A 24,345-nucleotide genomic window follows, 5' to 3' on the forward strand; every position below is an offset into this window, starting at 1 on the left:
CCGTGAGGTGGCGGGCAATGGCTTTTCGTTTCCGACGACATGACCTGCTCTTCGTCGTGGTTGTCACGCTGGTTGTGGCCGGACTGGCCTACCTTTCCAGTCGGGGGAAACGGCCGCGCCCGGTCGCTGCCGCCTGCGACGTATCACGCCAGAAACCGGAACTGCCGGTACGCGAACGGCGCGGGCAGTGCCTGAGTTGTCACGATCCCCACCAGGGCGCAGCCGTCAACCACCGTCTTACGCCCACCCATCCACAAAAATGGCTCGATGAAAAATTTGCTTGCACGGGCTGCCACACCATCAGTAAACCCACAGTAGCCAGGATACCGTAGTCCCAAGTCCTTTCAGCGAGGCATCCCTATGTCCACACCGGCCAAGAAAACCGCCACCAATGCCAGAAAAAAAGCCACCGCTCCCCCCACCTATGCCAACTACATCCAGGGCGCCTGGGTGCCTTCCAAAAACGGCGAAGTCTTTGCCAACCACAACCCGGCCGACACCCGCGACATCGTCGGCTACTTCCCCCACTCAACGGCGGAGGACATTGACGCCGCCGTCGCCGCTGCCGCTGAAGCCTATCCCCGCTGGCGGCTTGTTCCTCCGCCCAAACGTGCTGAGTACATTTTCCGGGTGGGCGAAATTCTCATCCGGGACAAGGAAGCCATCTCCCGCGACATGACCCGCGAAATGGGCAAGGTGCTCAAGGAAACCCGTGGCGACACCCAGGAAGCCATAGACATGGCCTATTTCGTCGCCGGTGAAGGACGGCGGCTCTATGGGCAGACGACGACCTCCGAACTGGCCAACAAGTTTGCCATGACGGTTCGGGATGCCATTGGCGTCTGCGGACTCATCACCCCGTGGAATTTCCCCATCGCCATCCCCTCGTGGAAAATTCTGCCGGCAATCCTGTGTGGCAACACCGTGGTCATCAAACCCGCCGAGGATACGCCGCTTTCGGTGTACCGCTTCGTCAAAGCCTTTGAAGAAGCCGGGCTGCCGCCGGGCGTTGTCAACCTCGTGACCGGCTACGGGGAAACCGCCGGCGCACCGCTCGTCACCCACCCGACCATCCGTCTCGTGTCCTTTACCGGCTCAACCCAGGTGGGGCGGCTCATCGCCACCCAGGCCGCCGACAAGGGCAAGAAGTGCAGCCTTGAAATGGGCGGGAAAAACGCCCTCATCGTCATGGACGACGCCAACCTCGAACTCGCCGTCGAAGGCGCGGTCTGGGGTGCTTTCGGAACGACAGGCCAGCGCTGCACGGCGGCCTCACGCCTTATCGTTCACAAGAAAGTCATCAAAAAGTTCACCCAGATGCTCGTCGAGCGTACTCAGGCGCTGCGCGTCGGGCCGGGTCTCGACCCCGCCAATGAAGTCGGCCCTGTGATCAACCAGGACCAGCTCGAACGGGTGCTCCACTACATTGACATCGGGCAAACCCAGGACAAAGCCAAACTGCTCTGCGGCGGAAAGCGCCTCACCGAAGGCGACCTGGCCCACGGCTACTTCATCGCCCCGACCGTCTTCGGCGACGTGGCCCCGCAGGCCGTCATCGCTCAGGAAGAAATCTTCGGCCCCGTGACAGCCATTATCCCCTGCCAGGACTTTGAAGAGGCCCTTGCCATTGCCAACGGCGTCGGTTATGGCCTCTCAGCCTCGATCTACACCAGCGACATCAACCGTGCCTTCCATGCCATGCGCGATCTCGAAACCGGCATCTGCTACGTCAACGCTCCAACCATCGGCGCGGAAGTGCACCTGCCGTTCGGCGGCGTCAAGGGCACCGGCAACGGCCACCGGGAAGGCGGCTTGCAGGCATTAGAGATTTTCTCGGAGTGGAAAACGCTCTACGTTGACTTCAGTGGACGGCTTCAGAAAGCCCAAATCACCGACTGAACCCCGCGCAGGGGGAGCCCGCTTCCTGACCCGGAAAGCCTCCGGCCGGATGCCACCGCGTGGCCCCCTCCGCTGGTTATTCCCGACACGGAGGAATCTCCCATGGCTGGACAACGTACTGCACTCACCGCACACAACCTCAGCGTACCGGGCTATCTGAGCCTCCCGACGGCGCCTGGCCCGGGCGTCATCGTTCTGCAGGAATGGTGGGGTCTCGTCCCACACATCGAATCCGTTGCCGACCGGTTGGCCGAAGCTGGCTATACGGCGTTTGCTCCCGACCTCTACCAGGGGCAATCCACAACCTCCCCCGACGAAGCCGGCAAGCTCATGATGGCGCTCAACATTGCCCAGACCGCCGAACAGTTGCGCGCCGTCGTCCAGGCGCTGCGCGAACACCCTTCCACCCAGGGCCACCCCAAAGTCGGCATCATCGGTTTCTGCATGGGCGGCCAGTTGGCCCTCTATGCGGCCTGCGAAAACCCGGACATCGGTGCCTGTGTGGACTTCTATGGCATCCACCCCAACGTCAAACCCAACTTCGCCAATCTGTCCGCACCGGTGCTGGGCATCTTTGCCGAGAAAGACGCCTTCGTCACCCCAGAAGCTGTGGCGGCCCTGCGGCAGGAACTCGACCGATACGGAAAGACCTACGACTTCGAGACCTATCCCGGCACTGACCATGCGTTCTTCAACGATACACGCCCCGAAGTCTATCACCCCGATGCCGCCTATGACGCCTGGGACCGCGTCCTGCGCTTCTTCAAAGCCCACCTGCCATAGCCTTCCAACCACAAGGACAGAAGCCCGCCATGTCATTCAACAAAATCATCATTTACGGCCACCTCGGACGTGACCCCGAAATCCGCTACACCCCACAGGGCATTCCTGTCTGCACCTTTTCCGTTGCCACCAGCGAGCGTAAAAAAGGGCAGGGGGACAGTGAACCGACGGAAACCACAACCTGGTTCCGCGTCACAGCCTGGCGCAATCTGGCGGAAACGGCCAGCAAGTATCTCAAAAAAGGCAGTCCGGTCTATATCGAAGGCCGACTCAGCGCTCGTGAGTGGACGGACAACGAGGGGACCAAGCGGACCTCGCTTGAAGTTACGGCCACGGAACTGCACCTGATGGGCAGCCGGAGCAGTGGTGAAGAATCCGGTGAGGTCGAATCGGAAGCGGCTGTCAAAATGGACAAAGATACTCCGCAAAAGCCTGCTGAGGACGATGCGGTGCCCTTCTGACCGGACGAAGCTGTGATGCCGGACGACACCCCGCGTCCCTCCCGGCTTGACGCGGCGTACCTGGCGCTGGCCTGTGGCATTGCCTTTTTTTGGCAGCTTGGCAACCTGGGTCTGGTGGGGCCCGACGAGCCGCGCTATGCCCAAGTGGCGCGCGAGATGTGGCAGCGTGGCGACTGGCTGACGCCCACCCTGGGCGGTGCCACCTGGTTTGAAAAACCGGCCCTGCTGTACTGGCTCATGGGCCTCAGCTTTCAGCTCGTGGGCTTCAACGAGTGGGGCGCCCGCCTCCCTTCAGCCGTGGCCGCCACCCTCACGGTGCTGCTGCTCGGGACGCTCCGCCCGCCCCTGGGGCCAGCGGCGGCACTGATGACAGCCACCAGCCCCATGATGCTCGCCTTCGCGCGCGCAGCCACCTTTGAAGCCCTTCTCACACTTGCAGTTACAACTGCAACACTCGCATTTCACCTAAGCTTTGAAGCCGCCCGTCAGGCGCGCCTGACACAGGCCCGCCTCATCCTTTACCTGTTCTATGTGGCACTCGGCAGCGGCCTGCTCGCCAAAGGACTCGTGGGCCTGGTTTTGCCGCTCGGCAGCCTGCTGTTCTACCTGTTGCTCACGCCGGACCTGCGGCGGGAGCCGTGGAAAGCCCTGCGCCACCTGCGCCCGCTGACGGGCAGCCTGCTGGTGCTGGCCGTCGCCGGTCTCTGGTACATCCCGGTCATCGTCCAGCACGGCTGGCCCTTCATCGAGGAATTCTTCATTGCCCACCACTTCCAGCGGTTCACCTCAAACCGCTTTCACCATCCCGGCCCGGTGTACTACTACCTGCCTATCCTGCTGGCCGGACTGCTCCCCTGGAGCCTCTGGCTGATCGCCGGACTCTACCGCGCCGTGCAGCCGGCAAACCCTGTGGCCACGGGGCACGAAAACTCACAAAATACTTCTACTGACGACGCCAAATCACTTATCCGTCTTGCTTTGTGTGGATTCGTCACCCCCCTGCTTTTCTTCAGCTTCTCCGGCTCCAAGCTGCCCGGCTACATCCTCCCGGCTGTCCCTTTTGCCGCTCTGCTTGCGGCCCACAGCCTGTACTGCCTGTCCGGGCGTCAGCACCTGTTCTGGCTGTGCCTGGCCTCGCTCGGCCAGCTCGGCCTTTATACCGGACTTCAGCTTGCAACTCACAAAATCTCACCGGAAAAGGTTTTGTCTGGCAGGGAATTCTTCCTGGGCGGGCTGCTCGTGACCGTTCTCGGCCTCGGCGCCCTCCACGCCCGCCGGCGAATGTCGGGACTGTTCCGGCTGGCCCTTGTCCAGCTCGGTCTCGTCCTGTGGTTGACGGCCCAGTTCCCCGTTCTCGAACCGCAGTTTTCAACCAAACCTCTGACGGCCATCATCGCCCGCCAGGCACAGCCGGCGGAACTCGTGGTCTTTTTTCGCTGCCGGGAATATGCACCGGTGTTCTACAACCCGGACCATACCACCTGCTGCGACGCCGCCCGTGAACCAAACCAGATTTCCGACCCGGCGACCATCGCCGCCACTGTCGCCCGGCGCGGCACCCTGCTGGTCATCTTCCCGCAGCGGGAACGTTCTACCCTGGAAGCCGAAATGTGGACGCTGCATCTGCTCGGTACGTCCGGGCGCTTTGCCCTGGCGCGCCTGACAGCCACCGCGCCGCCCGACCAGCCCGATTCACCCGAGACGGGAGAAGTCCGTCACCACGGACTTGTCTCCCAGCACGACATTGTGCAGGACGCTGTTGGAGCCGACATGCACCCCACGCCCCAGAACCGACGACTGGACGACGGCCCCCTCGGCAATCCGTGAGCCAGCCAGCACCACGCTGTCCACCACGTGAACCCCATCCTCCAGGTAGCAGTTGGCGCCGATGACCGACCGGATGACCGACACGCCTCCCTTGAGGGTGACTTCGGGCGCAATCACCGAACCGCCATCGGTCAGCGCCGGGGAGGACTCCGGCGGATAGCGCCGCAGCTTTCCCTGCAACACATCCGTATTGGCCTGGCGGTAGCGCTCCGGCGTACCGATGTCGAGCCAGTAAGCATCGGTGATGTCGCCATACAAGGGCAGCCCCGAAGCCAGCAGACGGGGAAAGAGATCGTACTCGAACGAATACTCACAGCCCTCCGGGATAAGGTCGAGCACTTCTGGTTCGAGCAGGTAAATTCCGGCATTGATGGAAGTAGCCGTCGTGACGCCAAGCGCCGGCTTTTCATAAAACTGCCGAATCCGCCCCTCAGCATCCAGTTCGACAACGCCATAGGCCCGCGTGTCGGCCACATTGACGAGCACCAGCGTGGCCGCCGCCCGGCGCATCTGATGGCGCTGCAAAACCGGGCGCAGGTCAATGTCCGTCAGAATGTCCCCGTTGAGCACGATGAGCGTTCCCGTCACCCGCGACCGGACATGACGCATGGCACCGGCGGTTCCCAACGGCTGGCGTTCCACCACCGGCGAAACCACCAGCCCCCCCAGTGCTTCATGGCTGAGGGCTTCCTCAATCTTGCGCGGCTGGTACGACAGACTCAGCAACACTTCCATCTTCCCTGTGACATCCAGGGGACGAAGCAGATCAAGCTGGTAGTAAATGAAAGGCCGGTTGGCAATCGGCACGATAGGCTTCGGCGTATGGAGGGTGAGCGGGCGCAGGCGTGTTCCCTTGCCCCCGGCCAGGATGAGCGTTTGCATTGGTTTCCTTCCCTGTAAGAATCAAATTGTGGACGCCACACCCAACAGAGTACATTACCCATGCGTCCACCGAATCACCAGAGATGTGACGAGGCCCGCTATGTGGAACGTCGTTGGTCAAATCATCTCCGTGCTTTGCTTTTTCATCCTGACGGTCGGCACCCTGTTTGGTATCGTCTATGTGTCTCACCTGCTGTCACGCGGGCAGTAACCATCGCCTGACCGACCTCACCTGAAGCCAGGGGGAGTGCAAGATGCCGCCCACAGTGAGCCGCAGGGCAACTGTGCCAGGCCCTGGCTCCCCCCTGACCACTGGCGGAAATCGTGCGGCATCCTGTGCCGGAGACAAACCTCAGTGTCGTGGGTGACACTTCCGATAGGTCTCACGGAGATGCTCTGCCGTGACGTGGGTGTAGATTTGGGTCGTCGTCAAGTCGGCATGCCCAAGCAACATCTGTACTGAACGCAGGTCAGCCCCACGCTCAAGCAGGTGGGTCGCAAAGGTGTGCCGAATCATGTGCGGAGTCACCGTTCCAAGGCCGGCCCGCTGCCCGTACTCCGAGACCATCTTCCAGCAGAGCTGGCGCGTCATCGGTTTGCCCCGCGCCGTAATGAAAAGGTACGGGCTGTCCGTCCCAGACTGTCGTGCGGTACGGAAGTGCAGGTAATGCGTCAGAGCCGCCAACGCCGAACGCCCAATCGGCACCTGGCGTTCCTTGCTCCCTTTTCCCAGACAGACCAGATAGCCGGCATCGCGGTTGACATCCCCCAGCTTGAGACTGCACAGCTCCGACACCCGCAGGCCCGTGGCATAGAGCAGCTCCAGCATCGCCCGGTCACGCGCGCCCGCTTCAGTCGTGATGTCGGCCTGCTGAAGCAGTCGCTCAACTTCCTCCGGGGTCAGAAACTTGGGCAACGTCTGCCAACTGCGGGGTGGTACAAGTGAGACAGTCGGATCGGTGCGCCGGTGCCCGTCAAGCACCAGAAACTTGTACAGATTGCGCACCACCACCACCGCCCGCTCAACGGAACGGGCATCCAGACCGCTTTTGAACAGGGATTCGACAAAGGCGGTGATGTCACTCCGCTCCAGTGCCAGCACATCCTTTTGCCGGGCAGCGGCAAAGTGCGTCAGTTTGGCCAAATCCCGCCGGTAGGCTTCGAGTGTGTTGGCTGACAGGCCGCGTTCAACCCGCAGGTAGTCCAAAAACTCCTTGATGATGTCCCGCGCCATGGCGGCTTCTCCTCCCCAGTCACCGCCAGGAGACAGTTGCTCCCAGTGGTGAGTTGCGATTTACTCCTCCAACGGAAACCCACAGCCGCGCGTCTCCGGCGACGGCTTAGGCTGGTTTACGCCTCTGACCCCGTTGTTTATGAAGATTGAAAATCACACGACCTACAAGCTCAAACTCAACCTGGAAGAGGTCGTCCAGAAGACCTTTGCGGCGTTGCCCCGCAACCATACCCTTGGCATTACCCGCGTGGTTTTCGTGGACCGCATCCAGGACCGGAATATACCGGCTGACAAGCGCGACAAGCTGCCGCTCCTCTACCACCCGAAAACCCCGGTTTCAGGTGCCTGGTTTGAAATTGCCCTGGCTCCGCTGCTTGAACACGAAGGCTGGTGGCGACGCCTGGTGGCGCGTCGTACCTTGCACGCCAACCTGACCCACACCCTTCTGGCGCTGATGGGGCAGCACTACCATTTCAACTTTTCCCACGGCAAGAAAAAAACCGATTACGAACCCGCCATTCGGGACTACATCCGCAAGGGTCTCGAAGCCCTCCGGGAACAGGACACGAGCTTTCGCATGCGTCTGATGCGCCCGCTCATTCCCTACCTCGACCGTTTTGCCCGCTGGCTGGCCAAACAGCAGCGCAAGGCACTTCAGGCCAAAGCCAAACAGGCCAAGTAAAGCCCCTCGAACAGCCGGTCATTCACCCGGTGGGTTGGCTTCCAGTTCACGCTCCAGTTCGGCCACCACCTGCTTCAGCGCCGCCACGACCTGCCGTTTGTCCACATCCGACTTGCGAAATTTCAGGTCCAGGGTGAAGGTGCGCGCCGGCTCCTGGAAATGAAACCTGAACGGTGTGGCGCGTTTTTTGGTTTTGGTTGTCTGGCGCACGGCATCGCGCGTCAGTCCAAGCTGGCGAATTCGGGCAATGAGCGCCCGGCGCTCCTCATCAGACGGCCGGCGCACAATCTGAAGCAAGGTGGATTTGGAGGTAATACCAGCCTGGCGGCACAGTTCCCGGATTTCGGCTGAGAGGCTGCCAATAGCCAGTGACTCGGTGATGCTGGACCGGGACTTCCCCAGCTTGCGGGCCATTTCCTCGTGCGTGTAGTTGAACCGTTCGGCCAGTGCCGTCAACCCTTCGGCTTCCTCAAACGGCGTCAGGTCCTTTCGCTGAAGGTTCTCAATGAGGGCAATCTCGGCCACGGCGCGGTCGTCCACGTCCATTTCGATGCAGGGCAACTCGCGCAATCCGGCCAGCAGGCTGGCCCGGTAGCGCCGCTCCCCGGAAATGATCATGAACCGCCCCCCGACTTCGGCCGGACGCACCAGCAGCGGCTCCAGCACCCCCTTTTCGCGGATGGAGTTGGTCAACTCCTCCAAGTCGCCAAACTCGATCCGTGGCTGGTTGGGATTCGGCTCCAGCCGATCAATCGGGATCATGCGCCCGATGGGCGCGCCGGTGCGCGTCCAGAGTTCTTCGACGTAGTGGGACTCGTGGCGCATGCGCACCGTGGATGGCAACCCGCGTTTAGACACGACGCAACACCTCCTCACAAAGCCTGGCGTATTCGACCGCACCACTCGACTGGGGCGCAAAAGTAAAGATGGACTCCCGGTAGGCGGGGCTTTCTTCCAGCCGCACGGACTTGGAAATCACCGTCTCAAACACCTTGTCCCCAAAGACTTCGTAAATCTGGCGATAGATGTCCCGCGCCAGGGCCGTCCGCTTGTCGTGCAGCGTAATGACCACCCCCAGCACTTGCAAGTTCGGGTTGGGACGCGCCTTGACCTTTTCGATGGTTTCCAGCAGGTCGTCCGTCCCCTCCATGGCGAAGTAGGAGGACTGAATGGGAATGAGGACATGGGAAGCCGCCACTAGAGCATTGACCGTGATGAGTCCCAGCGTGGGCGGCGTATCAATGACAATGACATCATAAACGCGGCGCAGGGCCTCCAGACGGTCCTTAAGACGGTACGGAGCATCGAATTCCCCCACCAGGCGGGATTCGAGCTTCGCCAGACTGATGCGGGACGGCAGAATGTCAAGCCCCGGAACGGGCGTCGGTTGCACGACGGTAAGCGGATCGAGTTTGACATCCATCAGAAAGTCATAGGCTGACAGCCCCGCGGCTTCGTATGGCAGATAGGACAGCGTACTGTTCGCTTGGGGATCGAGGTCCAGCAGCAGCGTGCGCCGCCCGCGCAGCGCCAACCCGGCCGCCAGGTTGATGGCCGTCGTCGTCTTGCCGACGCCTCCCTTCTGATTGGCAACAGCAATGACCAGACAGGTATCCAGTCGTCGTGGGTGATGTCCGTTCCCCGTACCCATGGCAGTTTCCCTTGCTCAGAACAACGTCACAGCCCGATTTCACCGTTTCCAGGCCCCAAGCGCCGGACCAGACCGGCAGCGTGCCCTGCCCCCTAACCGCGCCCGATGTCGGATTCGTCAATTTCATCGGGCCAGTCGAACTCAAGGTCATCGCCCTTGTCCGCCGTTTCTTCTTCCGGCTGGCGCTCCACGATGACTGAGGTCGAGTTCTCCAGCACGGACTCATGGACGAAAATCGGAGCATCCACCCGCAGGGCCAGTGCGATGGCATCGCTGGGACGCGCATCCAGAAACAGCATCTTGCCGGCGACTTCGAGTTCAATGACGGCGTAGAAGGTGTTGTTGCGCAGCTCCGTCACCACCACCCGGCGCACCCGTCCGTCCATCTGCAGAATCAGGTTGCGCAGCAGGTCGTGGGTCATTGGGCGCGGCGGCGACATCTTCTCGATTTCAAAGGCAATGGCATTGGCCTCGAAGGGCCCAACCCAGATGGGCAGCAACTGGTCGCCGTTGACCTCCTTGAGCACAACAATAGGTGTGTTGGCCGCCGGGTCAATCATCAGCCCCCGAATCTTCATCTCACGTTCCATGGCAGTCGTCCTCCAGTTTTGGCGGTATCGGGATAAAACAACAGAAAAGCTTTGTAATCAACAATTAACCTGAGATGTCGGCGCGCCGACAAAACCGTCGGGCGCCAGCATTTCCCGCGCCGCCTGGCGCGCTGACTCGGTGACGACGGCCCCACCCAGCAGGCGGGCCAGTTCCTCCACCCGTGCATCCCTGTCCAGCACAACAATCTCCGTGTGCGTCCGCTCATTGACCACGGTCTTTTCCACCCGCAGATGAGTGGTGCCAAAGCGCGCCACCTGAGCCTGGTGCGTGATGCACAGCACCTGCTGACGCTCAGCCAGGCGACGCAGGCGGACGCCTACCGCTTCCGCCACCCGGCCGCTAATCCCCACGTCAACTTCGTCGAAAACCATCGTACGCGGAATGTCCGTCGGCGCAAGGATGGATTTCACAGCAAGCATCACCCGGGACAACTCCCCCCCGGAAGCAACCCTGGATAACGGACGCGGCGGCTCGCCGGGATTCGAGGTAAACAGAAACTCAATCCCTTCCAATCCGCTGCGTTCCCACCTCGCCGTATCTTCAGCCTCCCGCCAGTCGAAAGCGACAACCAGCCGTGCCTGCGGCAGCGCCAGGTATGACAACTCGTGTTCCAGCGCTTGCTCAAAACGCGGCGCGGCTGCCTGCCGTGCGGCCCGCAGCGCCAGGGCACAGTCCCGGTACCGGACAGCCGCCGCTTCAACGGCTGCCACCAGCCGTTGCCGTTCGGCGGTGTCGTTTTCGACCTGGGCCAGTTCCGCCTGAATCCGGGCCAGCGTTGCCAGCACCTGCTCCAGGGTTCCGCCATACTTGCGTTTGAGCCGGTCCAGATCATCGAGGCGGGCCTCAACTTCGCGCAACCGCTCTGGAGAAACCACGATGGTCTCAGCATAGTCCCGGAGAGCAAAGGCGGCTTCCTCAATGCCGTAGCGCGCGGCTTCCAGAGTGGAAAGGACTTCCGACAGCGCCGGGTCAGCCGCAGCCAAATCCTCCACCTGGCGGAGTGCCTGTGCGACCAGCGTCAGCGCCGAAGCTTCCCGCTCATAGAGCAGATCGTACCCGGCGGCAGCGGCCGCCAGCAGCCGCTCCGCATGCACCAGCCGCGTGCGTTCACGCCACAGGGTTTCATCCTCTCCGACCGCCGGCGCCACCCGCTCAATATCCCCGCGCTGGAATTCGAGCAGATCGCGCCGCTGCTGCCGGTGCAACGCCTCCTGTTCAAACTGCTCCAGGGATTGCCGCGCTGCGTGCCAGGCCGTGAAGGCCTCCGCCGTGGCGGTTGCCAGTTCCACATGCTGGCCAAAGGTATCGAGCACGCCGGCATGCGCTGCCGGAAAAATCAATGTCTGCTGATCGCCCTGCCCGTGAATGTCCACCAGGTAGGGCCGCAGCGCCCGGACGGTCGCCAGCGGGCACAACTGGTCGTTGATAAACAGCCTCCCCTTCCCGTTGAGAGACACTTCCCGCCGGATGAGCAAGGTATCCTCCGCCTCCAGCTCAGCTTCGGCAAGGATACGCCTGACTTCCGGGTGGTCAGGACAGTCAAAGAGAGCTTCCACTGCGGCCCGCGTCTCACCAGCCCGGATGATGTCCGAGGTGGCACGTCCCCCCACCACCAGGGACAGAGCATCCACAACGAGCGATTTCCCGGCGCCGGTCTCCCCGGTGACAATGGTCAACCCCGGACCAAACCCCACCTGCTGCCGACGCACAACCGCCAGATTTTCGATGTTGAGTTGCCTCAGCATGCGCTCATGGATGGGAACAGAACAACCTTCCAACCGGGAGACCGAAGGAACCACAACCAGGGGACATCAAACCGCCTTCTGCAGGCCATCTCCCGGCAAACCGGTGTTCGCCACTGGCAATCGCACCGCCCTCGTGGGAGCATACCGAAAAGGTCAAACCCACAAGCCATGCCTTAAATCCTGTATAGTTCCGGGGTGAACTTCCCCAAATGACCAGGACCTTGTTGGAACAACAGAGCATCGTATGCCGATACTACGGAGTCTGACCCAAGAGTACAAGCGACTCCTCACCGAGAGTCACACCTGCCTGAACGCCATACCTGAAGCCGCACTGTACTGGCGTCCGGCTCTACCACACCATGACTTCAGCAATCGCTCCAGCGGCGAGAGCTTCATTGCTCTGGCTGGGGGTATCGAGTATGTCATCAACGGCATCCTCTCCAATTACTGGGACCATCCGGCCGAGTGGACGATGCGCGAAACCCTCTCCACTCCAGCCCGGCTGCAACAGTATCTTACTGACGTTATCAGTCTCACGTCAAAATTTGAAGCCACCCTGACCGACGACGACCTCCCCAAAGTCATCTACCTCCCCACCCCACGCCAGACCACCATCGGCACGCTGCTTGTCGAACGACTCGCCCTCGCCGCTCAGCACTACGGCCAAGCCATGGCCACCTGGCGTGCATTTCTGTCCACAACCCACCACACCGCTCCCCCGCCAATCCCGCCCGAATCCGAAACCGGGACTTGAGCTTGTTTACAAGGATTTACATACTACGGCTTAACAACCAACATAAACTTTTCACCCGTGGTGTGCAGCGCCGCATCAAGCACCCGGACGGCGATGAGATATTCCCCCGGTGACAGATTCCGATACACCAGCGTAAAAACCTCACGCGGGGAGTCCAACACCAGGTCATCCGGGTAGATCAAAATCCACTCGCCACCATCAAAGGACACTTCGGCCGACTTGAGCGGTGAGGTGGCCGTCACTACTTCAACTCTGACCTTTGCTTCCTTCGTCGAAATCTCTGAAGGCAAAAAGGTTATCTTCGGCAATGCATTCGTAATCACAACCGGCGAGAGGACCTGCGAAGAAGCCAGCGCCCACGCCGGCGGATTGGAAGCGGCATCGCTGACTTCAAGCTGGAATTCATAAATGCCGTCCGGCAGCATCTCCGGGGAAATGACGAAAAACGGGTTACGCAGCTTTTCCGCCAACGGCTTCCAGTTGGACTGTCCACGCAACCGATAGGACAGCCGGTAGGTCAGCGTGTCGCCATTTTTGTCCTCTGCCTGCCACTGAAGCGTTCGCGCTCCGCGCTGGAACACCTTGCGCGGTGGCTGATTGGCGATGATACCGAACTGGACCGGGTCCAAGCCGGAACTCATCACACTCGGATCAGGCGGCGGCACGACAGCTTCCTGCAAGGCCACGCCGACCGGCAGAACGGTGAACGAGGTAATGACCGGTGCCAGATTACGCGGCAGGTAAGCCACCCGGACGGCCATCACTTCGGCCCCTTTTTTCAGACGCAAACGCCACTGCAGAAACCGTCCCCGTGGACTGGTGACGACACCTCCCGGTGCCGGCATTTCAGCCGACCAGTCACTCCACAGCGCCCCCGGCAACTGGGTGTTTCCGGTCCGGGTCTGTACAAAGACTTCCCCTTTACCCTCCACATGGATACGACCCCACGCCTCAACTACCGCTTTAGCATCCTGAACCGCTGAGGTAAACACCCCTTCATCCTGCGCCGTCGGGCTGAGGCGGTAGAGTTTGGCCAAACCACTGGTCACGACATACAGGGTCTCCCCGGCGCCGGCTTCCGCAGCGGCAATGCGTTCCTCCTCGACAGCGCCAAACAGGGTGGATTGTCCTTCCGGCCCAACGAAAAAGAGCCGGCCCTGTCCGCCGGTCGAACTGCTGCCAAGTCCTACGAGAACGCCATCCCGCCACCGGAGCAGAACAGTGGCCGTGTCGCTGCTTGTCCAGAGGGCCGTTTGACGGCCATCTTCACCGAGTCGGTAGAGCGTTGTGCCGCCTGAAGCCGGGCGCAGCGGTGTGCCGCCACTGCTTTCCCCTTCACTGGCAATTACTTCCGCCGGCGTGCTCCCGGTGCTTCCACCGCCGCTCGCCTTCAGCTCACCGATACCCAAGGCAAAAACAGAACCGTCCGGCATGGGCACCAGCCGCCGAATCTCACGGGAGGGTGCATCGAACACCGCCGTCACACGCCCATCGGCTATGCGCACGACCAGCCCGCCCGGATCGGTCCCGGCCCACACCGCGCCATCCCGCGCCACCATCAGGCTTGTGACATTGGATTCATCTGTCGTCCAGAGTGCCTGCACCGACAGCCCACCACGTGACAAGGTAAAGACACCGCCCTTCCCACCGGTGGCATAGACGAGGGTGCCATCGGGCAGACATCGCATGTCCCAGATGTATTTCTCCGGCGGGTCATACACGACCCGGAAGCCTGGTTGGCCGGCGGTCAACTGGTAAATTTTTCCGTCCGGGGAGGTGGCGGCAAAAATAGCTCCCTGGCCGTCGGTGGCCAGAGCCGTCACATCCAATTCGTCAAAATCGGCGACCAGGGTCAGCGCCCCCTCAGCCGTCGCCCGAAACAACCTGCCATCGTGGCCCGTGCCGACATACACCTCGTTGCCGACAAGCAGGCTGCAGAGCGCAAAGGGCTGCTGGGTATCCCCCACGAGTTTGGGCGTGGGCACGACGCGCAAAATGCCATTATCAGACACTGATAGCCCACTGAGGCGACCCGCAAGGTAGTCTTCCTTGCGCACGCATTCCCAGAACGCCGTGCCTTCCGCCTGCAGCGGCAGCGTCCACCAACAGAAAAGCGCCAGGGCAAGCACGCTCTTGGTCAGAGGTCGTTGTATCAGCATTGATTGTTTCCTGGTGACAAAAGATTGGAACCGTTCGGGACAGTTACCGGAGCCAAGTCCGGTTGGGGTTGGCTTTTCCAGCGCCGGTGAATCCACAGCCACTGGTCCGGGTAGCGGCGGACCACAGCTTCCCAGCAGCGTGTCAGGCGGAGCGTGTTTTCCCGGATGTCGAAGGCTTCGTCCGCCGTCCGTACCAGCGGCACCGGTGGCTCGAACACCAGCCGGTGCCGTCCCCGCCGGGCATCCCATACGAGATACCCCGGAACAACCACCGCCCCCGTCCGCCGCGCCAGGCGTGCCACAAGCGGCGACGTGCAGGCCGGACGCCCAAAAAACGGGCAGAAAATACCGTGCTGGGGCTGGACGTGCACATCGGCGAGAATCCCCACCGTCTCCCCCCGCCGGAGGCGGACCACCAGCCCGCGCAAGTCGCGGTGCTTGGATAGGAGGCGGTTGCCGCTCGCCGTCCGCCAGCGTGTGATCAGATGATCCACAAGGGGATTGTCTATGGGGCGCACGAGAATGTTGAGCGGATGCCCGTAAAGCGCATGTGCAAAGGCGCTGAGTTCCCAAGCGCCGAGGTGTCCGGTAAAGAAAATCACGCCCCGTCCCTGCGCCTGAGCTGCGGCAAAGTGCTCAAACCCTTCGTATTCAACCACTTCGTGGACATTCCCGGGATGCAGCTTCGGAAACTGGGAAAACTCGCCGAGCAGCCGCCCCAGGTTTGTGATGCACCCGCGGAGCAACTGCCGCCGCTCCCGTTCCGACAGTTCCGGGAAAGCCAGGGCCAGATTGTCAGCACCCACCCGCCACAACCGTGGCAGCACACAGGCCAGAAGCCTTGCCAGAAGCATGCCGCCGCACAGGGCCCACCGCCGGGGCAGGCGTCCCAGGCCCCCCAACAGCCCGGCCACCAGAGCGGCTTCGGCCCGCTGCCGTACGGTCGGAGATGGATTGACAGGTGCACGTTCCATCGTTAGCATCGTCTCCCCAACGTGATCGGCGCGGCATTGCCGTTCACACCAGGTGTCGGTTTGGTGGCGTAGCCAAGTGGTAAGGCACGGGTCTGCAAAACCCTTATTCGTCGGTTCGATTCCGACCGCCACCTCCAGTCAGATGGCCCAGGCTGCCCCGGCGCACGACCGTCCTTCATCCCACTTCCTCCCCGGTTTTGGTTTATGGCGTCAGATTTCTTTGTCGGCACGTCGTGTACGCTGATCATCACGGTCATGCTGCTGGCGTTGGCGCGTATCTCAGCAGTTCGCGTCAAAAAGGGAGCCAGTTTGTATCACGCTTCCATCCAGCCGTTGATCTTTATGTCCGGGGTGCTGTTTCTGCTGTACCTGGTCAACCTGGGGCTGATTCACCTGCTGACGGCCGCCGGTGTGCGGGGCGATCTGGCACTCTACACAGCGCTGCTGCTCGACGACATCCTGGCCTGCACCTTTCTGCTCACGATGTTTCGCCGCAACGCCCTTCGCCAGGCGGCCAAAGCCCTCAAATGACGTGCCGGATCATCTGGTGCTTCCCTGTTCGGAACGCCGGTTGATCACCTCATCCGGGCTGACACGCACCACTTGCACCTGCTCAGCGAGGTCCGGCGGCGGCAGTACCACCACTTTCCGCCGGGGGGGACGCTCAGAGACAAGGTCGGCACCAACCGTCGCCTGAAAATCACGCCCCCGGAGCTTTTCCACAACGGACTTGGGCCCCTCTACCGTCACCTCCAGCCGGGTGGGTGGGGTGCCCGGTGTATCCAGAATCACATCCAGACGGCGGCGCAGGATGACGGGACGAATCGTGACCTTCACTTCGACTTCCTGCGCTCCGACAATCTCGATGCGCGGGTCCTTGACATCCACCTTGTAGCGTTCCGTAAACGAACGGTCATGGACGTTGAGCCAGATGGTCTCTGTGCCCACGGACGGCAGGGCATAGACCTGCGCTTCGGGGCCGCGCAGCATTGTCGTGGCAGGCACAACCTGATACTCGGCAATTTCCCGGTCCACCGGCAGAGTGCCACGGAAGTTCGGCTTGATGTCCACCTGCCGATAAACCTGCCGTTCCAGATTCAGGGTCAGTCGGGACGGTTCGATTTCCAGGATTTCCACCCCGGCCGGCTTCTCGATACGAGCCTCTTCCCGCAGGAGAATGACCCGGTCGCCGGGATTTTTGCCCGCCAGTGAGACGGTAATCACGAACGATTCGGGCCGCAGGCGCTCGACGACATCACGGGGGCCGCGTACGCGCAGGGTCACTTCCTGCACTTCGTGGATGTTGGCAATGACCAGGTCCTCACGTAACCCCTGATAGTTGACGGGCACCCCGCGCAGAACAAAGGGGATGGCATCCTGTTTGGTCGCCGACAGCCACAGGGCGCTGGTCATCACAGCGGCGATAAGCTTGAGCGTGAAGTTTTCAACAACCAGGGCGCGGACTTTTTCACCAATCCAAATCAGCCAGTGGCGTCCCTGCTGCCAAACGGCGGCTGGATTCAAGGCCCCGCGCTCGCTGATTCGTGACATCTGGCGTCCATTGGCAATAATGGGCGTCCCTGTCGCCGGCGTTTCACTCGTTTCACTGGGAGTATCGAGGGTGACAAAATCCACCTCCGAAGGCTCCACCAGACGACGGCGGCGGCGCACCGGAGTGGCACTGTGGGTTGTCGTCGCATTCAGCGCCTTGGAGAGCAACTGGCGGACGGCTTGGATTTCAAGCCCACGTTTGATGTGCCCTCCTTCGACACACGACACCATTCCGGTTTCTTCAGAAACCACAATGACAAAAGCATCGCTTTCCTCCGTGATGCCAATTGCCGAACGGTGGCGCGTCCCGGTGTCTTTGGACAGCCGTGGATTGAGGGTCAGAGGCAGGAAACAACTGGCGGCAGCAATTCGATCCTGGCGGATGATGACCGCTCCGTCGTGGAGCGGCGCTTCCGGGTTGAAGATGTTGATGAGCAGGTCGTAGCCGAGAACCGCATCCAGCCGGACTCCCCGTGAGATGTACTCGTCCAGGTTGTCCTGCCGCTCGAAAACAATCAGGGCACCAGTTTTGTTGGCCGCCAACGTGGCGACGGCCAGCAGGACATCCTCATACTGCACCACCGACAGCTTGCGCGTCCGCCAGCCCAGATGGGACAAAAACCGGATGTTCCGGCCAAAGTTGGCAAAGGCCAGGCGAATTTCGTTCTGAAACAGCACGACAACGGCAAAGCCAACGTAAAGCAGGCTGTGGCGGATGACGAACTCCAACGTCGGCAGGTGCAGCCAGTGTGAGACCTGATACAGGAAGGCGACGATAGTGATCCCACTGGCAACCTGTATGGCGCGCGTCCCCTTGAGGAGCTTCAGCACCTCATAGACGACCAGAAAGACGAGGAGCAGATCGATGCCCGTCGCAAACCAGGATTGACCAAGCCAGTGCATTAACGTCGTCACCACCCGAGGTGTATTCCCACTAGTTTAGAGACAGATTACAGACGGGCCAAACCGCTTGGCTGAGACAGACAGGAGGCCCAGGTTCTGAGGGCTTACACCCAGCGGCCGTCGTGAGCTGTGAACTTGACCGCGGACACGTAGCCGCCAACCGCCACCCCGGCAACCGCGTAATAGAGCAGGTCAATCGTCCAGGCTTCCGGCAAAAGCCATCCAAACAGCAGCAGGTAGGTCGTGCTTCCAATCATCACCAACGGCCAGTGCAGGTGACGGATGACCAGAGCATAGGCAATGACAAATGACAGCGACAACACCTGCAACCCCTGCCCGCCCTCTTCAGGCCGGATGACTTCCAGCCACCAGCACACCAGATAACTGATGGCCAGCCCACGCAGAAAACGCTGGGTATCGGGGTAACTTGTCCAGTGAAAGGGAAACAGGATACTGGCCCACATCAGCCCCAGAATCCAGGCGGGCGCTCCCAGAAAGCGGGCGTGCAGTTCAGGGGTGACGAACGTGGTCACTGCCCAGGGGTAGGTCGCCACCAGCCAGACCGGAAGCGCCAGATCGCGCAGCACCTTGGTCAGGCGCTGTTGCGGAAGCACCCAAATATCCAGCAGGACATATCCGAGATAAGCCAGCGTGGGCAGCACCAGCGCCCAACTCCGGCCGCCGAGACCAAGCCCCAGCAGACAGACCCCCAACGGGAGATATTCATACGCCCGCAGGGCCCAGGCCGGACGGCGATACAGTTCGGCCCGCTTCGCCCCCACCTTGAGCGCCGGCAGGAGGCGGCGCTCAATGGTCTGCCGAAGCTGCTCGGTCAGGGCCTGGGCCAGTTCCTTGTCTTCGACGGCACTGGCGTCCCCTGCCCGAGGTGGGTAGATGGGCGGATGGTATTTGACCGTAATTTTCCGTGGAAGCGGCAGCCACTGCCCGCGCGGCCACGCGGCCCGCGCGCCAGCAATGGTGACCGGCACAATGGGACACGGCACGGCCAAAGCCAGCCGCGCTGTCCCGGACTTGAGCAGGGCATTCATACGCGCTTCCTTGGAAAGTCCGGCTTCAGGGAAAATTCCCAACGCCTCCCCCTCACGCAGCACCTGGAGGGCCTGTGCAAAAGCCTGCTGATCCCGCCGGGTCGTATCCACGGGAAAGGCCCCGAAGAAACGAATCAGCGGACCGAGCAGCGGAATGGTGAACAACTTGTCCCAGGCAACGAAGCGAATCCGCCGCCGAATCGGGAGCGAAATCAACACCGGGTCGAGATAGCTTGGGTGATTCCCTGCCAGAATGACCGCCCCCGTCAGGGGGACATTCTCAACCCCCCTATATTCGAGTGTGAACACCACGCGAAACAGGGCGTGGATGATGACCTTGAGAATCCACAGCAAAGCGGGCTTTCAGCTTCGGAACAGAAGAACAGGGAGCCACAGGCTGGCACTTGTTCGCCGCTTATGGCCGCCCGGCCAGCGAGCGCAGCTCCGACTTGAGTTTCTCAATCTGAATGATTTTTTCCGTCACCTGCTCAAACAGGTCGCGCCGGGCCGCAATCCCTTCTCCAATCAGGTAAGCCGCGGCCTCCGAGCGGGTGGCAAAAATCCCGGCCTGCACCAGCATTTCAATCGAACGCATGGCTTCTTCGGAAAGGTGAACCGTCACGTTCAGGTCACGACTGGCCAACGCCTGCTGAATGGCAGCGCCAATGGAGCCAGGCAGCCTTCCAATGGATTCAGGCAGCGTCTTGGCCAGCTCACGGACCGAGCTGGTAATTTCCTCAATCGTCCCTTTCGGCTCCTCACTGGCAGCACTCGACGCCGGCCCGGACGAGGGCGTGGTGTCATCCTTACGTTCGATAATCACGATTTTACGGTCTTCAGGGGCAGGCATATCGAGGGCACCTCCGGCAATCAACATTTTCAGCTCCCTTACATTACCCCACACTTTGGTACCTGTCATCCCGGACCCGGCCACCCACTGTTTGCTGTGCCTATGCACCGCCGCTGGTTGACCAACCCATGACAGCGTGGCTATATTCCCGCATCACCCACAACCGTATGGCGTAATACACTTTGCGTCACCGGTTTGTTTGCATTCATTGCGCACTCCAACACTCTGAGGACCTTGGCCATGCCCGGTGGAACGAACGAAGTCATGCGCGACTTCTTCATCCGCGTCATTGGGAATACCCCCGAAGAACGATTCATTTACGTCATCCGCGCCCAGAATGCTAAAGCAGCCCTGAACCTCCACATCAACAACCTTGGCGATCGTCCCTGTGTCGTCCTCGATGGGCTGACCGGTGAAGTCCTGGAGCGATACAAAGTGGACTCCAAGGGACGCTAGGTGCCGCTTCTCAACCGAGCACAAACCAGATACAAAAACGGTGAATGGTCACTACTTCCCCATTCACCGTTTTTATGTGCGCCTGTTTTGTGTGTGCCGGTGCGCTGGCGATCAGGCTGGCGGGATCAGTCAGGCTGGCGGGATCAGAACGTGAACTTGAGCGCCATCTGAATCCGGCGTGAGCCGCTCACCACGGCGTCCCGAATCCGACCAAAGGTGGCGCTGGTCACAATGGCCGTTGGAAAGGCAAAAGACGGCGTATTTGTCGCATTTTGCATCTCCAGCCGGTACTGCAGGTTGACCCCTTCCACAATGCGGAAGGTCTTGGCTACCGTCAGGTCAAGCTGGAAAAAGCCCGGCCCCGTAAAGAAGTTGCGGCCGGTGTTCCCCAGCGTGCCCGGCGCCGGAATGCTGAAGCGCGCGCGTTCATCTGCCGTGAAAAAGAAGGTTGTTCCGGCTTCCTGCCGGAGAGAGCCGAGTGAGCGGGAGCACCCATTGCAGTCAGCAAACGACTGCACGGCATTGCTCAGGGTATTGGAACCGGAAAAGACCGTGAAGGGACGCCCGGAGGTCCACCGCACCACGCCGGCTGCCATCCATCCTCCAATAATTTGATCCAGCACCGGATTGAGGCTGTTGGCATACTGGCGTCCGCGCCCAAACGGCAACTCCCAGACAAAATTCCCCTGGAACGAATGCGTCCGGTCAAAGTCTGACCGGGCGTAGTTGATGCGCCGGTTGCGGATGTCAAACGGCGTACTCGAAGCCGACTGCACCGCGCCGCTGGCCGCCACCGTGAAGGTCGGATCAAACGAACGGGTGTCCAGGGACTTCGCCAAAGTGTAGCTGAACTGAAAGCTCAGCCCATCCCGAAACCGCCGCGACAACTGAAGTTCAGCCGCGTGGTAGTTGGAAAAGTCATAGCTGTCCACAACGAACAGACCGCCGGTGTACTGCGGAAAGTCAAAGAAGAAAAAGGGTGAAAAGCCGCGCGCCGGCAGGTTGGCGCCAATCTGCTGCGCCAGCGACACAGCCAGCCCGGCAACGTTGTTTGTCGTCAGGCTGCCACGGAAGTTGTTGATGGTCGTCTGCGAACCGTTCGGATTGGCCAGCAACTGGTTGATGAGCGGGCTGTTGCAGGCAGGCGTAAACGTCCCCGACACGGCGCAGGGGCGCATGGTGTTGAAGGCATCGAGGAAACCATTTTCAAAGATTTTCACCTGATTGGCGTTGTAGCCGCTCAGCAGCCCGTTCCCGTGCCGCCCGATGTAGTTGGCTTCCAGCACGAGGTTCCACCCCAGGTCGCGCTGGATGCTGAGCGCCCACTGGTGAACCTTCGGCGTCCGGTAGTTCGGGTCAAAGACCGTGATGCTGTTGGCTGAAAACGCTGGTGGCTGGCGAAGAGCATTGGGCGAGACCCCGGCCGGTGGTGACAGCGTCGGCAGGTTGCGCAGGCGTCCCCCACCTTGCCCAAACGTGTCATTGATTACCCCTATGGTTTCCCCTGGCACTGTCGGTAACAAAAACGAGGAAGCCAAGAAGGTGTTGAGGCGGTCGTAAGCCAGGCGGTAGTTGGCGCGGATTGACGTTTTGCCGTCCCCGAACGGGTCCCACGCCACGCCAACACTTGGCGCAAGGTTGTTCAGATCATCGGAAAAAGGCTCCCCCTTGATCCATCGCGCCGTATTGGTGGGCGGAGCGCCAAAGGCCAGCCGCTGGTCAGGCACGGCCAGCCGCCGTGGTTCGCGAAAGACCGGGCGAAGTTCCCAGCGCAGGCCGTAGTCAACCGTCAGATTGGGCCGCAGCCGCCACGTGTCCTGTACGTAGAAGTCATACTCTGGATAGCGTGCATCGGCTGTGAAGATCGTCCCCGGTGGGCCGTACTGGTTGCCAATTGAAACGAAGGCCTGGGAAATCCGTCCGACGCGCCCCAGCAGGTTGTTGATCGTCCGCTGCAACAGTGGCAGGTCAAAAGCCGTGTTGATGTTACCCGGAATCCCAAACGCCGCCACGCTCACCGTGTTGATGGCCGTGCTGAAGTTGACCGAGGGTTGGGTATTGAGACCGGCGACGGAAGTCCGGCGGTCAATATGCCGGCCAAAGCGCAGGTTGAAGCCTGCCTTGATTGTATGGGCGCCACGCACGTAGGTCAGGTTGTCCACGAACTGGAAGGTCGTCAGCGCCCGCCGGTTGATGACCGGCGCCAGATTGGAAGTGGGCGTCGTCACGTCGTTGAGCGTGACCGGCGGATTGTTGGCAAAGTCCGGGTCGGGGTTGTCAAAACTGAAGGTGAACCGGTTGAGCCCCACGACGAATTCATTGGTCAGGCTGCTTGTCGGCGACCACCGGTGGTTGATGGCCACGTTCCGGGGGCGGCGCCGGGTATCCACCAGACGTGCTGTGTTGGGAAAAGCTGCCGGGCCTGCGTTGGCAAAGTCGCCCAGCGAGTCCTGCCGCCCCCACGAAACCCGTGCAAAAATGGTCTGCCGGTCGCTGATGACATAATCCACCTTGGTGGTGTAGTCCTCCTGCTGCTCGCGGCCGCGGGCGTTGAACAGGAAACCGGCCGTATTGAGACCATCTCCCACGGCAAAGTTGTTGGGCAGCGGTGTCAGGTCAATGATGCGCCGGATCGTTGGGTCAAGCCCCAATCCCTGGGGGTCCATCATGCCGATGTTGTACGTCCCGATGTTGAGTCCCGGTACGGGATTGCCATTGGCATCCACCGAAGCGCCCGTAGCGCCGAAGGGCAGGTTGCGGCCTCCGATGACGTAGCGAAAGATGCCCTGCCGCGCCGTCTGGGTATAAACAATGCGCGTCACCGGACGCCCTTCGCTGGCGCGCAGCGCCTGAAAGTTCGTGAAGAAAAACAGCCGGTTGCGGACGATGGGCCCGCCCAGACTCCCCCCGGCAATGTGCTGGACGAACTGCCGCTTGACGATGCCGTTGAGATTGTTTTCGTACTCGTTCGCGTTGAAGCCGGGCGTCTGGTAGAACCAAAACGCCGTGCCGTGAAATTCATTCGTCCCGGAGCGGGTGATCATGTTCACCTGCGCGCCGCTGCTGCGCCCGTTTTCGGCCGACGGGTTGCTCGTGATGACGCGAAACTCAGCCAGGGCATCGGGGTTGACACGGGTGGGCGAGAAGTTCGACCCGCCAGCGCTCGTTTCATTGGTGTCAATGCCATCGAGCGTGAAATTCACAGCGCGGTCACGGGCGCCATGCACGTGAACGCCGCCCCCGGTGTTGGCTCCAACCACGACACCAGGCTGAAAGTTGATGAATTCCAGCGGGTTGCGGCCGCGTGCCCCGACGATGGGCAGCGCCACGATGGTCTGCTGCTCAACCAGATTGCCCAGGTTGCCGGAACTGCTGGTCTGGATGCGCTCCGCAGCGCCTGTTACTTCAACAACCTCCTGCGCCCCGCCAACCTCCAGCGTGGCATTAACCGTTGTCGGCTGTCCGACGTTGACCGGATTGCCTTTGAGAGCCAGCCGCTTGAAACCGTTGGCCTCGACCGTCACGGTATAGACTCCAACCTGAACAGAATCAAACACATAGACACCACTTTCACTCGTCTGTGTTTCGAGTGAAACGTTTGTGCCCTCGTTGGTCAACGTCACCCGCGCGCCGGCGACGAGCGCGCCGGAAGGGTCACGTACCGTTCCCGTCAAACGGGAGGTTGTTCCCTGCGCCATTGCCAGGGATGGCAACAACCAGACAAGCCAAAGCACCGGTACCCAACGGGCTGCCCCGTGGGCAAGCCCCCAGAAAGTCGGCATAGCGAACCTCGTGAAATACAGATGAATGTGTTGTGGAGCAGGGCTATCTTGCCTTTTCTCGCGGGGTTTGTCACGTCCCGAACCACACGTA

General features: G+C 61.1%; 20 protein-coding genes, 1 tRNA gene and 1 pseudogene. 10 read left to right on the plus strand and 12 right to left on the minus strand.

Annotated features, from left to right (window positions below):
• Window positions 1-17 precede the first annotated feature (17 nt).
• The 5 genes and pseudogenes from CABTHER_RS06185 to CABTHER_RS17880 all read left to right on the plus strand — a co-directional run.
• Entirely contained in the window at window positions 18-332 is a 315-nt protein-coding gene (locus CABTHER_RS06185; protein WP_014099750.1) for a cytochrome c3 family protein, read from the plus strand.
• 28 nt (window positions 333-360) lie between these two features.
• Window positions 361-1,899 (plus strand): aldehyde dehydrogenase family protein, encoded by a 1,539-nt coding sequence (locus CABTHER_RS06190; protein ID WP_014099751.1) that lies wholly within the window; start codon window positions 361-363, stop codon window positions 1,897-1,899.
• Between the two features lie 102 nt (window positions 1,900-2,001).
• The gene (locus CABTHER_RS06195; RefSeq protein WP_014099752.1) at window positions 2,002-2,682 is read left to right on the plus strand and encodes a dienelactone hydrolase family protein; all 681 of its coding nucleotides are present in this window, start codon (window positions 2,002-2,004) and stop codon (window positions 2,680-2,682) included.
• A 29-nt stretch (window positions 2,683-2,711) separates the two neighbouring features.
• Window positions 2,712-3,143, plus strand: a complete 432-nt coding sequence (locus CABTHER_RS06200; RefSeq protein ID WP_014099753.1) for a single-stranded DNA-binding protein — start codon at window positions 2,712-2,714, stop codon at window positions 3,141-3,143.
• 156 nt (window positions 3,144-3,299) lie between these two features.
• Window positions 3,300-3,836: pseudogene (locus CABTHER_RS17880) on the plus strand (ArnT family glycosyltransferase); the annotation flags it as partial.
• Window positions 3,837-4,835: 999 nt separating this feature from the next.
• Here the strand turns inward: CABTHER_RS17880 and CABTHER_RS17415 are convergent.
• Window positions 4,836-5,852 (minus strand): nucleotidyltransferase family protein, encoded by a 1,017-nt coding sequence (locus CABTHER_RS17415; RefSeq protein WP_081464740.1) that lies wholly within the window; start codon window positions 5,850-5,852, stop codon window positions 4,836-4,838.
• Window positions 5,853-6,204: 352 nt separating this feature from the next.
• Window positions 6,205-7,086 (minus strand): site-specific tyrosine recombinase XerD, encoded by an 882-nt coding sequence (gene xerD / locus CABTHER_RS06215; RefSeq protein WP_014099757.1) that lies wholly within the window; start codon window positions 7,084-7,086, stop codon window positions 6,205-6,207.
• Between the two features lie 139 nt (window positions 7,087-7,225).
• Between xerD and CABTHER_RS06220 the strand changes: the two genes are divergently transcribed.
• Entirely contained in the window at window positions 7,226-7,768 is a 543-nt protein-coding gene (locus CABTHER_RS06220) for a hypothetical protein (protein ID WP_014099758.1), read from the plus strand.
• 18 nt (window positions 7,769-7,786) lie between these two features.
• Here CABTHER_RS06220 and CABTHER_RS06225 read toward each other — a convergent pair whose 3' ends face one another.
• From CABTHER_RS06225 to recN, 4 genes are all read right to left on the minus strand, one after another.
• Entirely contained in the window at window positions 7,787-8,626 is an 840-nt protein-coding gene (locus CABTHER_RS06225; RefSeq protein ID WP_148263967.1) for a ParB/RepB/Spo0J family partition protein, read from the minus strand.
• Window positions 8,619-9,419 carry a ParA family protein gene (locus tag CABTHER_RS06230; RefSeq protein WP_014099760.1) on the minus strand — a complete coding sequence of 267 codons (801 nt, stop codon included), beginning with the start codon at window positions 9,417-9,419 and terminating at the stop codon, window positions 8,619-8,621. Before CABTHER_RS06230 ends, CABTHER_RS06225 begins: the two co-directional genes overlap by 8 nt.
• A gap of 92 nt (window positions 9,420-9,511) precedes the next feature.
• Window positions 9,512-10,009, minus strand: coding sequence for a bifunctional nuclease family protein (locus CABTHER_RS06235; protein ID WP_014099761.1), 498 nt, complete (start codon window positions 10,007-10,009; stop codon window positions 9,512-9,514).
• Between the two features lie 57 nt (window positions 10,010-10,066).
• On the minus strand, window positions 10,067-11,776 hold the full coding sequence (recN, locus tag CABTHER_RS06240; protein ID WP_014099762.1) for a DNA repair protein RecN: 1,710 nt from the start codon (window positions 11,774-11,776) through the stop codon (window positions 10,067-10,069).
• Window positions 11,777-12,020: 244 nt separating this feature from the next.
• Here recN and CABTHER_RS06245 point away from each other — a divergent pair, with 244 nt between their 5' ends.
• Window positions 12,021-12,530, plus strand: coding sequence for a hypothetical protein (locus tag CABTHER_RS06245; RefSeq protein ID WP_014099763.1), 510 nt, complete (start codon window positions 12,021-12,023; stop codon window positions 12,528-12,530).
• A gap of 23 nt (window positions 12,531-12,553) precedes the next feature.
• Here CABTHER_RS06245 and CABTHER_RS06250 read toward each other — a convergent pair whose 3' ends face one another.
• On the minus strand, window positions 12,554-14,689 hold the full coding sequence (locus CABTHER_RS06250) for a WD40 repeat domain-containing protein (RefSeq protein WP_014099764.1): 2,136 nt from the start codon (window positions 14,687-14,689) through the stop codon (window positions 12,554-12,556).
• Window positions 14,683-15,663 (minus strand): lysophospholipid acyltransferase family protein, encoded by a 981-nt coding sequence (locus CABTHER_RS06255; protein WP_014099765.1) that lies wholly within the window; start codon window positions 15,661-15,663, stop codon window positions 14,683-14,685. Before CABTHER_RS06255 ends, CABTHER_RS06250 begins: the two co-directional genes overlap by 7 nt.
• Before the next feature lie 62 nt (window positions 15,664-15,725).
• On the opposite strand from CABTHER_RS06255, the gene CABTHER_RS06260 reads away from it, so the two are divergent.
• A tRNA-Cys gene (locus CABTHER_RS06260) sits at window positions 15,726-15,800 on the plus strand.
• Between the two features lie 67 nt (window positions 15,801-15,867).
• The gene (locus CABTHER_RS06265) at window positions 15,868-16,194 is read left to right on the plus strand and encodes a hypothetical protein (RefSeq protein WP_014099766.1); all 327 of its coding nucleotides are present in this window, start codon (window positions 15,868-15,870) and stop codon (window positions 16,192-16,194) included.
• Window positions 16,195-16,203: 9 nt separating this feature from the next.
• Here CABTHER_RS06265 and cdaA read toward each other — a convergent pair whose 3' ends face one another.
• The 3 genes from cdaA to CABTHER_RS06280 all read right to left on the minus strand — a co-directional run bounded on the left by cdaA (window position 16,204) and on the right by CABTHER_RS06280 (window position 20,016).
• A complete protein-coding gene (gene cdaA / locus CABTHER_RS15665) occupies window positions 16,204-18,129 on the minus strand; it encodes a diadenylate cyclase CdaA (protein WP_212770159.1) in 1,926 nt (641 codons plus the stop codon).
• A gap of 92 nt (window positions 18,130-18,221) precedes the next feature.
• Complete coding sequence (locus CABTHER_RS15670; protein ID WP_014099768.1) at window positions 18,222-19,520, minus strand: lysophospholipid acyltransferase family protein; 1,299 nt, start codon at window positions 19,518-19,520, stop codon at window positions 18,222-18,224.
• Between the two features lie 61 nt (window positions 19,521-19,581).
• Window positions 19,582-20,016 (minus strand): hypothetical protein, encoded by a 435-nt coding sequence (locus CABTHER_RS06280; protein WP_041569113.1) that lies wholly within the window; start codon window positions 20,014-20,016, stop codon window positions 19,582-19,584.
• A 240-nt stretch (window positions 20,017-20,256) separates the two neighbouring features.
• On the opposite strand from CABTHER_RS06280, the gene CABTHER_RS06285 reads away from it, so the two are divergent.
• Entirely contained in the window at window positions 20,257-20,472 is a 216-nt protein-coding gene (locus CABTHER_RS06285) for a hypothetical protein (RefSeq protein WP_014099770.1), read from the plus strand.
• Window positions 20,473-20,615: 143 nt separating this feature from the next.
• On the opposite strand, the gene CABTHER_RS06290 is transcribed toward CABTHER_RS06285, so the two are convergent.
• Window positions 20,616-24,254 (minus strand): TonB-dependent receptor, encoded by a 3,639-nt coding sequence (locus CABTHER_RS06290; RefSeq protein WP_081464742.1) that lies wholly within the window; start codon window positions 24,252-24,254, stop codon window positions 20,616-20,618.
• Window positions 24,255-24,345 lie beyond the last annotated feature (91 nt).

This window comes from Chloracidobacterium thermophilum B (assembly GCF_000226295.1).
GTDB classification, from domain to species: Bacteria; Acidobacteriota; Blastocatellia; order Chloracidobacteriales; family Chloracidobacteriaceae; genus Chloracidobacterium; species Chloracidobacterium thermophilum.

Excerpts from the sequence above, each read along its gene's own strand:
- CABTHER_RS06185 (WP_014099750.1), top strand. The coding sequence starts at position 18 with ATGGCTTTTCGTTTCCGACGACATGACCTGCTCTTCGTCGTGGTTGTC.
- CABTHER_RS06190 (WP_014099751.1), top strand. The coding sequence starts at position 361 with ATGTCCACACCGGCCAAGAAAACCGCCACCAATGCCAGAAAAAAAGCC.
- CABTHER_RS06195 (WP_014099752.1), top strand. The coding sequence starts at position 2,002 with ATGGCTGGACAACGTACTGCACTCACCGCACACAACCTCAGCGTACCG.
- CABTHER_RS06200 (WP_014099753.1), top strand. The coding sequence starts at position 2,712 with ATGTCATTCAACAAAATCATCATTTACGGCCACCTCGGACGTGACCCC.
- CABTHER_RS17415 (WP_081464740.1), bottom strand. The coding sequence starts at position 5,852 with ATGCAAACGCTCATCCTGGCCGGGGGCAAGGGAACACGCCTGCGCCCG.
- xerD (WP_014099757.1), bottom strand. The coding sequence starts at position 7,086 with ATGGCGCGGGACATCATCAAGGAGTTTTTGGACTACCTGCGGGTTGAA.
- CABTHER_RS06220 (WP_014099758.1), top strand. The coding sequence starts at position 7,226 with ATGAAGATTGAAAATCACACGACCTACAAGCTCAAACTCAACCTGGAA.
- CABTHER_RS06230 (WP_014099760.1), bottom strand. The coding sequence starts at position 9,419 with ATGGGTACGGGGAACGGACATCACCCACGACGACTGGATACCTGTCTG.
- CABTHER_RS06235 (WP_014099761.1), bottom strand. The coding sequence starts at position 10,009 with ATGGAACGTGAGATGAAGATTCGGGGGCTGATGATTGACCCGGCGGCC.
- recN (WP_014099762.1), bottom strand. The coding sequence starts at position 11,776 with ATGCTGAGGCAACTCAACATCGAAAATCTGGCGGTTGTGCGTCGGCAG.
- CABTHER_RS06245 (WP_014099763.1), top strand. The coding sequence starts at position 12,021 with ATGCCGATACTACGGAGTCTGACCCAAGAGTACAAGCGACTCCTCACC.
- CABTHER_RS06250 (WP_014099764.1), bottom strand. The coding sequence starts at position 14,689 with ATGCTGATACAACGACCTCTGACCAAGAGCGTGCTTGCCCTGGCGCTT.
- CABTHER_RS06255 (WP_014099765.1), bottom strand. The coding sequence starts at position 15,663 with ATGGAACGTGCACCTGTCAATCCATCTCCGACCGTACGGCAGCGGGCC.
- CABTHER_RS06265 (WP_014099766.1), top strand. The coding sequence starts at position 15,868 with ATGGCGTCAGATTTCTTTGTCGGCACGTCGTGTACGCTGATCATCACG.
- CABTHER_RS06280 (WP_041569113.1), bottom strand. The coding sequence starts at position 20,016 with ATGCCTGCCCCTGAAGACCGTAAAATCGTGATTATCGAACGTAAGGAT.
- CABTHER_RS06285 (WP_014099770.1), top strand. The coding sequence starts at position 20,257 with ATGCCCGGTGGAACGAACGAAGTCATGCGCGACTTCTTCATCCGCGTC.
- CABTHER_RS06290 (WP_081464742.1), bottom strand. The coding sequence starts at position 24,254 with ATGCCGACTTTCTGGGGGCTTGCCCACGGGGCAGCCCGTTGGGTACCG.